The sequence below is a fragment of the Pseudarthrobacter sp. NPDC055928 genome (assembly GCF_042270935.1).
Classification (GTDB): Bacteria; Actinomycetota; Actinomycetes; order Actinomycetales; family Micrococcaceae; genus Arthrobacter.
This window is the reverse complement of the sequence record NZ_JBHJZH010000018.1, coordinates 1-13,541: the sequence shown is the minus strand read 5'-3', so window position 1 is coordinate 13,541 and position 13,541 is coordinate 1. Positions and strand designations below refer to the sequence as shown.

14 protein-coding genes and 1 pseudogene are annotated in these 13,541 nt (G+C 64.6%); 12 read left to right on the top strand and 3 right to left on the bottom strand.

The features are described from left to right. The first annotated feature begins 61 nt into the window (after window positions 1-61). The 12 genes from ACFC25_RS19015 to ACFC25_RS18960 all read left to right on the top strand — a co-directional run bounded on the left by ACFC25_RS19015 (window position 62) and on the right by ACFC25_RS18960 (window position 11,510). Window positions 62-778, top strand: a complete 717-nt coding sequence (locus ACFC25_RS19015) for an HAD hydrolase-like protein (RefSeq protein WP_337347300.1) — start codon at window positions 62-64, stop codon at window positions 776-778. Beyond that, the gene (locus tag ACFC25_RS19010) at window positions 765-1,433 is read left to right on the top strand and encodes a lysophospholipid acyltransferase family protein (RefSeq protein WP_337347301.1); all 669 of its coding nucleotides are present in this window, start codon (window positions 765-767) and stop codon (window positions 1,431-1,433) included. Before ACFC25_RS19015 ends, ACFC25_RS19010 begins: the two co-directional genes overlap by 14 nt. Before the next feature lie 55 nt (window positions 1,434-1,488). After that, on the top strand, window positions 1,489-3,495 hold the full coding sequence (gene uvrC, locus ACFC25_RS19005; protein WP_337352487.1) for an excinuclease ABC subunit UvrC: 2,007 nt from the start codon (window positions 1,489-1,491) through the stop codon (window positions 3,493-3,495). A 71-nt stretch (window positions 3,496-3,566) separates the two neighbouring features. Next, window positions 3,567-4,490: an RNase adapter RapZ gene (rapZ, locus tag ACFC25_RS19000; protein WP_337347303.1), complete on the top strand. Its 924-nt coding sequence runs from the start codon at window positions 3,567-3,569 to the stop codon at window positions 4,488-4,490. Beyond that, window positions 4,490-5,509: a uridine diphosphate-N-acetylglucosamine-binding protein YvcK gene (gene yvcK / locus ACFC25_RS18995; RefSeq protein WP_337347304.1), complete on the top strand. Its 1,020-nt coding sequence runs from the start codon at window positions 4,490-4,492 to the stop codon at window positions 5,507-5,509. Before rapZ ends, yvcK begins: the two co-directional genes overlap by 1 nt. A 9-nt stretch (window positions 5,510-5,518) precedes the next feature. After that, entirely contained in the window at window positions 5,519-6,499 is a 981-nt protein-coding gene (whiA, locus tag ACFC25_RS18990) for a DNA-binding protein WhiA (protein ID WP_066284919.1), read from the top strand. Between the two features lie 138 nt (window positions 6,500-6,637). Continuing rightward, complete coding sequence (locus ACFC25_RS18985) at window positions 6,638-7,264, top strand: superoxide dismutase (protein ID WP_337352486.1); 627 nt, start codon at window positions 6,638-6,640, stop codon at window positions 7,262-7,264. Window positions 7,265-7,526: 262 nt separating this feature from the next. Continuing rightward, window positions 7,527-8,537, top strand: coding sequence for a type I glyceraldehyde-3-phosphate dehydrogenase (gap, locus tag ACFC25_RS18980; RefSeq protein WP_337347305.1), 1,011 nt, complete (start codon window positions 7,527-7,529; stop codon window positions 8,535-8,537). A 10-nt stretch (window positions 8,538-8,547) separates the two neighbouring features. Next, window positions 8,548-9,774, top strand: a complete 1,227-nt coding sequence (locus ACFC25_RS18975) for a phosphoglycerate kinase (protein ID WP_337347306.1) — start codon at window positions 8,548-8,550, stop codon at window positions 9,772-9,774. Window positions 9,775-9,875: 101 nt separating this feature from the next. Beyond that, complete coding sequence (tpiA, locus tag ACFC25_RS18970) at window positions 9,876-10,691, top strand: triose-phosphate isomerase (RefSeq protein WP_376048051.1); 816 nt, start codon at window positions 9,876-9,878, stop codon at window positions 10,689-10,691. A gap of 51 nt (window positions 10,692-10,742) precedes the next feature. Beyond that, window positions 10,743-11,000, top strand: coding sequence for a preprotein translocase subunit SecG (gene secG / locus ACFC25_RS18965; protein WP_337347308.1), 258 nt, complete (start codon window positions 10,743-10,745; stop codon window positions 10,998-11,000). 114 nt (window positions 11,001-11,114) lie between these two features. Then, a complete protein-coding gene (locus tag ACFC25_RS18960; protein WP_337347309.1) occupies window positions 11,115-11,510 on the top strand; it encodes an RNA polymerase-binding protein RbpA in 396 nt (131 codons plus the stop codon). Here the strand turns inward: ACFC25_RS18960 and pgl are convergent. The 3 genes and pseudogenes from pgl to ACFC25_RS18945 form a co-directional block, all read right to left on the bottom strand. Next, the gene (gene pgl, locus ACFC25_RS18955) at window positions 11,463-12,281 is read right to left on the bottom strand and encodes a 6-phosphogluconolactonase (RefSeq protein ID WP_376048048.1); all 819 of its coding nucleotides are present in this window, start codon (window positions 12,279-12,281) and stop codon (window positions 11,463-11,465) included. The two genes, ACFC25_RS18960 and pgl, sit on opposite strands and share 48 nt — an antisense overlap. Then, entirely contained in the window at window positions 12,271-13,212 is a 942-nt protein-coding gene (locus ACFC25_RS18950) for a glucose-6-phosphate dehydrogenase assembly protein OpcA (protein WP_376048045.1), read from the bottom strand. Before ACFC25_RS18950 ends, pgl begins: the two co-directional genes overlap by 11 nt. Then, window positions 13,209-13,541 (bottom strand): annotated as a pseudogene (locus ACFC25_RS18945) (glucose-6-phosphate dehydrogenase); the annotation flags it as partial. The gene ACFC25_RS18950 and the pseudogene ACFC25_RS18945, both read right to left, overlap by 4 nt.

Sequence of the window (13,541 nt, the reverse complement as noted above, 5' to 3'; positions counted from 1 at the left end):
AAATATTCCCTGACGGGTATGCGAGTTTCAGGCTGGACAGGTGTCGTGAGAAACTAAGCCGGTGACTCAAACAACAGTGCCCGTGATCTTCGACCTGGACGGCACTCTTGTCGATCCGGCCGGTGGGATAACAGACGGAATCGCTTCGGCCCTCCGGGAGCTGGGGCTCCCGGTCCCCGGCCAGGAGCTCCTGGACGCGATGATCGGTCCCAAACTGAGCGACTCGCTCCTGACCGTGGCGCAGGTTCCGGCGGACAAGCTCGATGACGTCATCCGCCTCTACCGGCAGTACTACCTGGCGCAGGGCATTGCCCAGGGCCGGCTCTACCCGGGAATCCTGGATGTGCTGGACAGCTTCGCAGCCGCAGGCCGTCCGGTGGCTGTGGCCACCCAGAAGCCTGAGGGCCTGGCCCGAATTGTCCTTCAGCACCACGGTATTGCCGGCAAGTTCAGCTTCATCAGGGGTTCAGCCGATGACGAGTCCGCGGCCGCCGCGGGTCCGGTGGGCAAGGCAGGGATTATTGCCGCGGCGCTGGGCGACCTCACCACCCAGCACGCCGTCATGGTGGGGGACCGGGCCCAGGACGTGGCAGGTGCTATCGCCAACGGCCTTGACTGCATCGGCGTGAGCTGGGGATTCGCTCCCAACGGCGAGCTGGAGAACGCAGGCGCAGTCGCCGTCGTGGACACCGCCCCGGACCTGGTGGCGGCCATCGAACGGCTGGAAGCCATCCACACCGCAGCTATGAGTGAGGTGCACAACGATGGCACTGTTTGAGGCGGTCCGCTGGACCTTTCGCGGGCTCGTCGCGGGTACCTGCCGGCCCACCGTCGTCGGCCTTGAAAACGTCCCCAAAGAGGGGCCCTTCATTGTGGCGCCGAACCACCTCTCGTTTTTTGACAGCGTCATCGTCCAGGCACTGATGCCGCGGCCTGTGGCCTTCTTCGCCAAAGCCGAGTACTTCACCACGGGTGGCGTCAAGGGAAAGGTCATGAAATCTTTCTTCGAGTCCGTGGGGTCCATCCCCGTGGAGCGCGGCGAGCAGGCAGCAAGCGTCCAGGCGCTCAAAACCCTTATGGACATCCTGGAGGACGGAAAGGGCATCGGCATCTACCCGGAAGGCACACGGTCCCGGGACGGAATCCTCTACCGCGGGCGCACCGGCGTGGGCTGGCTTGCGCTGGCAACCGGAGCCCCCGTAGTCCCCGTCGGCCTGATTGGCACGGAGAACCTGCAGCCGGCGGGTGAAAAGGGTTTCAAGCCGCATCACTTCACCATGAAGGTGGGTGAGCCGCTCTATTTCGACAAGACCGGCCCCGACCACTCCCTTCCCGCCCGCCGCCAGGTGACTGACCGCATCATGGATGCGATTGCCGAACTCAGCGGGCAGGAACGCTCCACCAGTTACAACCAGAGCAAAGCAACGGATTAGGAGCCGCGCGCTTCAGGTGGCACAAGCCGCCGCGCCGCCTCAGTAGACTGGATAGGTGGCAAATCCAGCAAGTTACCGGCCCCAAACGGGAGAAATTCCCACCAACCCGGGGGTCTACAGGTTCCGTGACCCCCACGGCAGGGTCATCTACGTCGGCAAAGCCAAAAGCCTCCGGTCACGGCTGAATTCCTACTTCGCGAACCCGGCCGGCCTGCTGCCCAAGACCTATGCCATGGTGCACGCGGCGTCCAGCGTGGAGTGGACCGTAGTGGGCAGCGAGTTGGAGTCCCTGCAGCTCGAGTACACCTGGATCAAGGAGTTCAAGCCCCGGTTCAACGTGGTCTTCCGGGACGACAAGACCTACCCGTACCTGGCCCTCACCATGAGCGAAAAGCTGCCCAGGGTCCAGGTCATGCGGGGTGACAGGCGAAAAGGCACCCGTTACTTCGGCCCTTACACCGCCGGTGCCATCAGGGAAACCATGGACACCCTCCTGCGCGTGTTCCCGGTGCGCAGCTGCTCAGCCGGTGTCCTTAAGAGGGCCCAGGCAAGTGGCCGGCCGTGCCTGCTTGGTTACATCGACAAATGCTCGGCGCCCTGCGTGGGCCGCATCTCCCCGGAGGACCACCGGGCCCTGGCTGAGGACTTTTGCGCGTTTATGGGCGGCGAGGCCAAGCGCTTTATCTCCCGGCTCGAAAAGGAAATGGCTGCCGCCGTGGCGGAGCTCGACTATGAGCGCGCCGCACGGCTGCGTGATGACATCGCCGCACTGCGCAAAGTCTTCGAGCGGAATGCAGTGGTCCTGGCGGAGGACACGGATGCCGACGTCTTCGCACTTCACGAGGACGAACTCGAGGCCGCCGTGCAGGTCTTCCACGTCCGGGGCGGCCGCGTCCGCGGCCAGCGGGGCTGGGTGGTCGAAAAGGTCGAGGATTCAACTCTTCCGGATCTCGTGGAGCACTTGCTGCAGCAGGTCTACGGCGAGGACGGCGACAGCCACGGCCGGCTCCCGAGGGAAGTGCTGGTCCCTGTTGTCCCCAGCAACCACACCGAGCTGACGCAATGGCTCGGCGGGCTGCGGGGCGCCAAAGTCGACATCCGGGTACCGCAGCGCGGCGACAAGGCTGCCTTGATGTCCACGGTCCGCGAGAACGCCGAGCATGCCCTCAAACTGCACAAAACCCGGCGTGCCGGTGACCTCACGGTCCGCTCCCAGGCGCTCCAGGAGCTTCAGGAAGCACTGGACTTGCCCGTGGCGCTCCTACGCATCGAATGCTATGACGTCTCGCACGTCCAAGGCACCAATGTGGTGGCTTCCATGGTGGTGGTTGAGGACGGGCTGCCCAAAAAGTCCGATTACCGAAAGTTTTCCGTTACCGGCGACGCAGCCGCCGACGACACCGCCGCCATGCACGACGTCCTGACAAGGCGTTTCAGGCACTACCTCACGGACAAAACGGCACAGCTGGAAGCTTCTGCCCTTTCCGGGCACCAAGCTGCGCTCAATGCCGCCGGGGACGCGGCGGTACTGGACACCACTACCTCTGCTCCGAAGGCAAAGTTCGCCTATCCGCCGAACCTGGTGGTGGTCGACGGCGGCAAGCCCCAGGTCAACGCGGCCGCCCGCGCCCTCGCCGATCTCGGCATCGACGACGTCTACGTCGTGGGCCTGGCGAAACGCCTTGAGGAAGTCTGGCTGCCGGACAGCGACTTCCCGGTAATCCTCCCCAGGACATCGGCGGGGCTGTACCTGCTGCAGCGAATCCGCGATGAGGCCCACCGCTTCGCCATCACCTTCCACCGCCAGAAGCGCGGGAAGGCCATGACGGTCTCCGCACTTGATGGCGTGCCGGGGCTGGGTGAGTCCAAGCGCAAAGCATTGCTGGACCATTTCGGTTCGGTCAAGGGGGTCAAGGCGGCCTCTGCGGAAGAGCTTTCGGAGGCAAAGGGCATCGGCCCGGCGCTGGCTGCTGCCATTGTTGCCCACTTCGGCTCCGACGCCGAGACTGCCGACCTGGTCCCGGCAGTGAACATGGCCACCGGCGAAATCCTTGAAACTTAGCTAGGGTAAAGGTCGGGGATTCCGCCTTTGCGGTTCCCCGCCAACATGAGGACAGGAACGGGGCGGAATCAATGGCAGACTCGACGGCGGGATCCGGGACGGAGCAGGACGGGCTGACGCCGGTCAAGCCCCTCGAAGCGGAACTGCTGGTGGTCACCGGGATGTCCGGGGCGGGACGCAGCACGGCTTCGGACGCGCTGGAGGACCATGGCTGGTACGTCGTGGAGAACCTTCCGCCGCAGATGCTGGGAACCCTCGCGGAACTGGTCTCGCACGCGCCCCAGTCCATTCCCCGGCTGGCCGTTGTGATGGACGTCCGCAGCAAGGGTCTGTTCGCCGATATCCGCGCCGCCCTCGGCGCGCTGGCCGCCAGCGGTGTCACGTTCCGGGTGTTGTTCCTGGACGCGAACGACGACGTCCTGGTCCGCCGCTTCGAACAGGGCCGCCGGCCGCATCCCCTCCAGGAAGGCGGCCGGATCCTTGACGGCATAGCAGCCGAACGTGAGCTGCTGACGGAACTGCGCGACAGCGCCGACGTCGTGCTGGATACATCCACCTACAACGTCCATGGCCTGGCCACGGCCATCACCGAACTCTTCAGCGAGACCGGCCCGGTGGCCCTGCGGCTCAACGTCATGAGCTTCGGCTTCAAATACGGCCTTCCGGTCGATTCCAACTACGTGGCCGACGTCCGCTTTATTCCGAACCCGCATTGGGTGCCCCAACTGCGCCCCCACACGGGGCTGGACAAGGACGTCAGCGAATACGTGCTGGAGGCCGAGGGGGTTAAGAATTTCGTGGACCGCTATGTGCTGGCATTGGAACCTGTCCTCGACGGCTACCGCCGCGAAAACAAGCACTACGCCACGATCGCCGTCGGCTGCACGGGTGGCAAGCACAGGTCTGTAGCCGTCGCCGTCGAACTTTCCAAGAAACTGGCCCAATATCCCAGGGTCACCGTGACAACCACCCACCGGGACCTGGGCCGCGAGTAATGGGGATGCTTACCGGCCCGCTGCCTCTGGTTCCGCCTTCTGGCGGAACTGGATCCAGCCAGAAGGACAAAGGCCCCACCGTCGTTGCACTCGGGGGTGGCCACGGCCTGTTCGCTTCCCTCTCCGCCTTGCGGCTGCTCACCTCCGAGCTCACCGCGATCGTCACAGTGGCGGACGACGGCGGCTCGTCCGGGCGTCTGCGCGAAGAGTACGGCGTGCTGCCGCCCGGGGATTTGCGCATGGCACTGTCCGCGCTATGTGACGACACCGACTGGGGCCGAACCTGGCGCGACGTGATGCAGCACCGCTTCCGGCCGGGGGAGGGCCGTGGCGGCTCACTGGACGAGCACGCCATGGGCAACCTGCTGATCGTCACACTCTGGGAACTGCTGGGCGACGCCGTCGCCGGACTGAAATGGGCCGGCGCGCTGCTGGGGGCTCGCGGCCAGGTACTGCCGATGTCCACCGTCCCGCTCACGATTGAAGGCGACATCCGCCTCGCGTCCCCGGATGGCACGTCGGCACTGCAGACCATTGTCGGCCAGGCGCGCTGTGCCGTGGCCGGTTCGCTGGAACACGTCAGGTTGCTCCCCGAGGCAGCGCCCGCCTGCGTTGAGGCTCTGACCGCCATCGAGCTCGCCGACTGGGTGATCCTCGGCCCAGGGTCCTGGTACACCTCCGTGCTGCCGCACCTGCTGCTGCCGGAAATGCGGCAGGCGCTGTGCGGGACAGCCGCCAAACGGTGCCTGACCATGAACCTGGCCACGGACACCAAGGAGACGTCCGGTATGACCGCTGCCGACCACCTCCACGCCCTGCGCAAATACGCCCCGGACTTCAGCGTCGACGTCGTGCTCGCCGATCCGGCCTCCGTTCCTGACAGGCAGGAGTTCGAAAAGGCAGCCGGGATGATCGGTGCCGAGGTCGTCTTGGGTAAAGTAGGGGCGTCGGGCCGCCGACCCGTCCATGACCCCTTGCGTCTGGCAACGGCGTACCACGACATTTTTGGGAACAGTTAGGAAGGTGCCATGGCACTGACAGCATCGGTCAAAGAAGAACTGTCCCGTCTGGACATTAAGAAATCATCGGTCCGCAAAGCCGAGGTCTCCGCGATGCTCCGGTTCGCCGGCGGACTGCACATCATCTCCGGCCGGATCGTGATCGAGGCTGAAGTGGACCTGGCGTCCACGGCACGGCGACTCAGGGCCGCCATCGCGGAAGTCTACGGACACCAGAGCGAAATCATCGTCGTCTCCGGTGGCGGGCTCCGCAAGGGCAGCCGCTACGTTGTCCGGGTCGTGCGCGACGGCGAAGCGCTGGCCCGGCAGACCGGGCTCCTGGACGGCCGTGGCCGGCCCGTACGGGGGCTGCCTTCCGCCGTCGTTAACGGATCGGCAGCGGACGCCGAAGCCGTGTGGCGCGGCGCCTTCCTCTCCCACGGATCCCTCACCGAACCTGGCCGTTCCTCGTCCCTGGAAGTGACCTGCCCCGGGCCGGAATCGGCATTGGCACTCGTGGGGGCCGCCCGCCGCCTGGGTATCCAGGCCAAGGCCAGGGAAGTCCGGGGAGTGGACCGCGTGGTCATCCGCGACGGCGACACCATTGCTGCCCTCCTGACCCGCATGGGTGCCCACGACGCACTCATGGTTTGGGAAGAACGCCGGATGCGCAAGGAAGTCCGCGCCACGGCCAACCGGCTGGCCAACTTCGACGACGCCAACCTCAGGCGCTCCGCACAGGCCGCCGTGGCCGCCGGGGCACGGGTCGATCGTGCGCTGGAGATCCTGGGGGACGACGTTCCGGACCACCTCAAATATGCCGGCGAGCTCAGGGTCGCCCACAAGCAGGCCAGCCTGGATGAACTTGGCCGCCTGGCGGACCCGGTGATGACCAAGGACGCCATCGCCGGGCGGATCCGCCGGCTGCTGGCCATGGCCGACAAACGTGCCCTTGACCTTGGCATCCCCGGGACGGACGCCAATGTGACGCCGGAAATGCTGGACGAGTAGCAGCCCCCTAGAATCAAGACCATGTGACGGAAATGCCCGCCATCTCCGCCGCAGCAATCTTCCGGATGCCCGCCATCCGGATGCACAATCCGAGAGAGTTACCAACCGGACAGTCAGTCCACGACATTGGAGGATCTTGTGACCGAGTACGTATTGCCTGAACTCAGCTACGACTACGCCGCCCTTGAGCCGCACATCTCTGCGCGCATCATGGAGCTGCACCACAGCAAGCACCACGCTGCCTACGTTGCAGGTGCCAACAACGCGCTGGCCCAGCTGGCAGAGGCGCGCGATAAGGGCGACTTCGCCAACATCAACCGCCTTTCCAAGGACCTCGCGTTCCACACGGGCGGCCACGTCAACCACTCGGTGTTCTGGAACAACCTGTCTCCGGACGGTGGCGACAAGCCCGAAGGCGAACTGGCTGCGGCCATCGACGACGCCTTCGGCTCCTTTGACGCGTTCCGCGCCCAGTTCAGCGCTGCGGCGCTCGGCCTGCAGGGTTCCGGCTGGGGTTTCCTGGCCTACGAGCCCATCGGCGGAAACCTGGTCATCGAGCAGCTTTACGACCAGCAGGGCAACGTGGCACTGGGCACCACCCCGCTGTTGATGCTTGACATGTGGGAGCACGCCTTCTACCTGGACTACGTCAACGTCAAGGCTGACTACGTGAAGGCTTTCTGGAACATCGTAAACTGGGCCGACGTCGCCAAGCGGTTCGACGCAGCACGCACCAACGCCACGGGACTGATCACCCTCCCGTAGTGACTGGCGCAACATCTGCCTGTAACAAACTTCACATTTAGGCGCTTTAGGGCCGGAATGTGGAAGGTCCGCCCCCGCACTTGCGGGGGCGGACCTACTTAAACGTAAGATGGATCACGGAAGGCGGTTAGCCTTCAGCAACGTGGCTGGTCGCCCTCCAATCTGTTAATCATCTCTGCCCAATGGCGTGCGGGATCTGTTAGTTGGCTTGAACGCCCGCTCAACTAGTTGTGCTTAAGCAAGCACCAAGGAGACTGAAAAAGTGACGACCCGTATTGGTATCAACGGCTTTGGCCGTATCGGCCGCAACTACTTCCGCGCAGCACTCGCACAGGGTGCGGACCTCGAGATCGTTGCAGTCAACGACCTCACCAGCCCTGAGGCCCTGGCCCACCTGCTCAAGTACGACTCCGTCGGCGGCCGCCTGACCGAAACCGTCGAGGTCAAGGACGGAAACATCGTTGTCAACGGCAACATCATCAAGGTCCTCGCCGAGCGCGATCCGGCCAACCTCCCGTGGGGGGAGCTTGGTGTCGACATCGTCATCGAGTCCACCGGCTTCTTCACCAAGGCCGCTGCCGCCCAGAAGCACATTGACGCAGGCGCCAAGAAGGTCCTGATCTCCGCTCCGGCATCCGACGAGGACATCACCATCGTGATGGGCGTCAACCACGAGCTCTACGACTCCGCTGCGCACCACATCATCTCCAACGCGTCCTGCACCACCAACTGCCTCGGCCCGCTGGCCAAGGTCATCAACGACGAGTTCGGCATCGAGCGCGGCCTCATGACCACGGTCCACGCCTACACCGCCGACCAGAACCTGCAGGACGGACCGCACAACGACCTCCGCCGTGCCCGTGCCGCCGCCATCAACATGGTCCCCACCTCCACCGGTGCGGCCAAGGCAATCGGCCTGGTCCTCCCGGAGCTCAAGGGCAAGCTGGATGGCTACGCCATCCGCGTCCCGGTCCCCACCGGCTCCGCAACCGACCTCACCGTCACCGTTGGCCGCGAGACCACCGTCGAGGAAGTCAACGCTGCGCTGAAGAAGGCTGCCGACTCCGACGCGTTCCAGGGCATCCTGACCTACACGGACGCTCCGATCGTTTCCTCGGACATCGTGGGTGACCCCGCGTCGTCCATCTTCGACTCAGGGCTGACCAAGGTCATCGGCAACCAGGTCAAGGTTGTTTCCTGGTATGACAACGAATGGGGCTACTCCAACCGCCTCGTGGACCTGACGGAGCTCGTCGCATCCAAGCTGGGCTAGGGTTAGACACATGACATTTCACACCCTCAACGAACTGATCGCTGAAGGTGTCCGCGGGCGGTACATTCTTGTCAGAAGTGACCTGAATGTGCCGCTCGACGGCTCTACAGTGACGGACGACGGCCGGATCAAGGCCTCCCTTCCAGTCCTGACGAAGCTCACGGACGCCGGTGCCCGCGTGCTGGTAACAGCCCACCTCGGACGGCCCAAGGGCGCTCCGGAGGAGAAATACTCCCTCAAGCCTGCCGCGTCCCGGCTGGCCGAACTCGCAGGGTTCAAGGTCTCCCTCGCCGACGACACCGTTGGCAGCTCCGCGAAGGAACAAGCCGCTGCACTGCAGGACGGTGAGGCGCTTGTCCTGGAGAACGTCCGCTTTGACGCCCGCGAAACCTCCAAGGACGACGCCGAACGCGCCGCCTTTGCGGATGAACTGGTCTCCCTTACCGGGGACAACGGCGCCTTTGTTGATGATGCTTTCGGCGCTGTGCACCGCAAGCACGCCAGCGTGTATGACGTCGCCACCCGGCTTCCGTCGTTCCAGGGTGACCTCGTGCACACCGAAGTGGAGGTGCTGCGCAAGCTCACGGCCGACACACAGCGTCCCTATGTGGTGGTGCTCGGCGGTTCCAAGGTCTCCGACAAACTCGCCGTCATTGACAACCTCATTGGCAAGGCTGACACCATCCTGGTGGGTGGCGGCATGCTGTTTACCTTCCTCGCCGCAGAAGGCCACAAAGTGGCCGGAAGCCTCCTCGAGGAGGACCAGATCCCGGTTGTCCAGGACTACCTGAAGCGGGCAGCCGACGCCGGAACCGAGTTTGTTGTTCCCACTGACATCGTGGTGGCCAGCAAGTTCTCCGCCGACGCCGATCACGAGACCGTCCCGGCGGACGGCATCGAGGGCAGCAGCTTTGGTGCCCAGGGAATTGGCTTGGACATCGGACCCGACTCCGCCGCAGCTTTTGCGGACCGGATCAAGGGCGCCAAGACCGTGTTCTGGAACGGCCCCATGGGTGTCTTCGAATTCGAGGCCTTCTCCGGCGGTACCCGGGCGGTAGCGCAGGCCCTGACCGAAGCCGACGCGTTCACCGTGGTGGGCGGCGGGGACTCCGCTGCCGCCGTCCGTACGCTCGGTTTCTCCGATGACCAGTTCGGACACATTTCCACCGGCGGCGGCGCCAGCCTGGAATACCTTGAAGGCAAGGACCTTCCCGGACTGACTGTCCTGGACCGCTAAGTCATCACGCCTGCCAACTTGGACTGCCAAGTCCTCCGGCCGGCAGGGAGCCTGCGGGTTCCCTGCCGGCCGAATACATCCTCAGAACTTTTGGAGAATACGTGACTACGTCAACGAATGGCTCTTTTGACCGGACGCCTTTCATCGCAGGCAACTGGAAGATGAACATGGACCATGTCCAGGGCATCACCCTCCTGCAGAAACTGGCCTGGACCCTGTCGGACGCCAAGCACGACTACAACCGGGTTGAGGTTGCTGTCTTCCCGCCGTTCACGGACCTTCGCGGCGTGCAGACGCTCGTCCAGGGCGATGAACTGGACGTTGCCTACGGCGCACAGGACCTGTCCCAGTTCGATTCCGGAGCGTACACCGGGGACATCTCCGGCCAGTTCCTGGGCAAGCTCGGCTGCAAGTACGTGCTTGTGGGCCACAGTGAACGCCGCACCATCCACCTGGAGTCGGACGAGGTCCTCAACGCCAAGGTCAAGGCGGCGTACAAGCACGGCATCGTCCCCGTGCTTTGCGTCGGTGAAGGCCTCGAAGTCCGCCAGGCCGGTACCCACGTCGAGCACACGCTGACCCAGCTCCGCGCCGACGTCGCAGGCCTCACGCCGGAACAGGCCAGCGAGCTTGTTGTGGCCTACGAGCCCGTCTGGGCCATCGGCACCGGAGAGGTGGCAGGCCCGGAAGATGCACAGGAAATGTGCGCCGCCATCCGTGCCGAACTGGCCACGATTTTCGGTGACGATGTCGCTGCCAAGATTCGCCTCCTCTATGGCGGTTCCGTCAAGGCCAGCAACGTTGCCGCAATCCTCAAGGAACGTGACGTCGACGGCGTGTTGGTGGGCGGCGCGAGCCTCGACCCCGCTGAGTTTGCTAATATTGTCAGGTTCGAGAGTCACCTGCTGACGGATTAGTCCAGTACGCAGCGTAAGCTCCCGTAATTCCCAATCTTCCGAAAGGCCGTCGTGGACGTTCTTCATGTCATTCTGCAGATTCTCCTGGGCATCACCAGCCTTCTGCTGACGCTGCTCATCCTCCTGCACAAAGGACGGGGCGGTGGCCTGTCGGACATGTTCGGTGGCGGCATGAGCTCCGGACTGAGTTCCTCCGGCGTTGCGGAACGGAACCTGAACAGGTTCACGATCATCCTGGGCGTCACGTGGGGCATTGTCATCATCGCCCTCGGCCTCATCATGAGGTTCAGCGGCTCCGGCGACTCCTGAGGTCCGGAAGCAACTGATCCCCGTCCGGCACTGCCGCCAGGGGAAACTGCGAACTAAACTGTGGCTGTTGGCTCCCAACAGCCACAGTTTCGTTTAAGCGGTCAGGAGTCCCGAATGGTACATACTGCTTCAGGCTTCCGCGGCACCCGTGTGGGTGTCACGGAGGGAGCCGGCCCCAGGCACCAGTCCGAAGACCTTCACGGTGAAAGTCTCCCTCGTATCCGCGTGTCCTACTGGTGCGCCAAGGGACACGAGACCACCCCCGTGTTTATCAAACTTCCGGAGGACCAGATCCCGGTGATGTGGGACTGCCGAAGGTGTGGCGCCCCGGCATCCAGGGACGGCAGCGAAGCCGCAGGCCTGGACATCCCGGACGAGGGTTTCAAGAGCCACCTCGAATACGTTAAAGAAAGACGCTCCGACCAGGACGCCGAAGACGTCCTGGCCGGAGCGCTCGAAAGGCTACGCGCCCGCGGCGTCCTTGCGGACGAGCTGCTGCGGGACACGTGAGGCTGCGTTCTCGTCGATAAGCCACAGAGTCCGGGCGGTGCCCCTCGGGCCGGCTGCAGGGACCTGTACCGGGTTTGCACCGGCCAGGGCCAGGCCCACCGCACCGGCCTTGTCCTCACCTGCGACTACCATCCAGACTTCGGCTGCCGTGTTAATGGCAGGCAGCGTCAGTGAGATACGCATCGGCGGCGGCTTGGGGGAGTTGCGCACACCGACCACGGTCAGCGACTTCTCCCGGATACCGCCCTGCTCCGGGAACAGGGATGCCACATGCGCGTCGGGCCCAACGCCCAGCAGGACAACATCCAGCCGCGGAATAATGCCCGGCTCGTCCGGACGGTCATCCGACATGTCTGCAGCATGTTCGGCCTGGGCGGCTTCCCGAAGCCTGCGTGCGTAATCTTCTGCAGCCTCCTCCGGAGTGTCAAAATCGTCGGACGACGCCGGCTGGTTGATCCTGGCGGGATCCACCGGGATGTGGGACAGCAGTGCGTCGAACGCCTGCTTGGTGTTCCGGTCGGCGTCGTTAGCGGCAACAAACCGCTCGTCACCCCACCAGAAGTTCACCCTCGACCAGTCGACCGCGGGCGCAGCCGGGGAGTCAGCAACAGCCTTCAAGGTACCGATGCCCACCGTGCCGCCAGTCAGGACCACGGTGGCTTCACCGTGTTTGTCCTGTACATCAACGAGTTTGGTGATCAGGCGGGCTGCGATGGCAGCCATCAGGACGGACGAATCAGGATGAATGCTTACTCTTGGCTCAACGCTCACTGGGTCGGACGCTCCTTAGATTTGTACGTGGCAGTCCAATAGTAATCACTTCTCCGAAGACCTCGTCGGGGTCGAGGCGGCGGAGTTCTTCGGCGAGGCAGTCGCGGAGGCTGCGGCGTGGCAGGGAGATGCGTTGGGCGGGTTGGCCTGGTTGGGTGAGTTCGGCGATAGAGAGTCCGGGGCGGAAGAGTTGGACGTCGCCGCCGGGGCGGGTGAGGCGGACGCGGCGGATGCCGGTCCCGGCGGGGTCCGCGACGATGGTGACGGGGGCGTCCAGGGACAGGGTGAGCCAGGCTGCGAGCAGGATGGTGGAGGGGGAGTCGGAGGCTCCTTCGACGGCGACGGCGGTCACCGGGGAGGAATCGACCTGGTCCAGGACCGCGGCGAGCTGGATCCGCCAGTTAGTCAGCCGGGTCCAGGCGAGGTCGGTGTCGCCTGCCTTGTACGTGGACCGGATGTTCTCCAGCGCCAGTTGGGGGTCCGGTTCGTTGGCCGAGTCCGTGATCCGGCGGTGCGCGATCCGGCCGATCGAGGTTTCGCAGGCGTTCTCCGGCGCCCCGTGCGGCCACCAGGCCACGATCGGGGCATCCGGCAGCAGCAGGGCCGCGACGAGTGATTCGGACTCGTGCGCGAGTTCCCCGTAGCCGCGCAGCACGATGACTTCGGACGCGCCGGCGTCCCCGCCGACCCGGATCTGCGCGTCCAGCCTGTCCGGGGCCTGCGCTCCGGCGTCGGCGAGCACGATGATCCGGCAGGGGTGTTCGCGGCTGGCCTCGTTCGCGGCCTCGATCGCTTCTTCCTCCAGCCCGGACTTGGTCACCACCACCAGGGTCAGGACCCGGCCCAGGGCGATCACGCCGCCCTGCTCCCGCAGCGACATGATCTTCTTGGAAATCTTCGAGGTAGTGGTGTCCGGCAGGTCAACAATCATGGCCTTCTCCAGGTTCGTCCGTCACGGGCCAGCAGCTCATCAGCGCTGGCGGGGCCCCAGGACCCCGGGGCGTAGGGTTCGGGCTGTTCGTCCAGGGTGGCCCAGTAGTCCTCGAACGGGTCCAGGATCTTCCAGGACAGTTCCACTTCCTCGTGCCGCGGGAACAACGGCGGCTCACCCAAAAGCACATCCAGGATCAAACGCTCATACGCCTCCGGAGAGGACTCGGTAAACGAATGCCCGTAGCCGAAGTCCATCGTCACGTCCCGGACTTCCATCTGCGTGCCCGGGACCTTGGACCCGAACCGGATCGTCGCGCCCTCATCGGG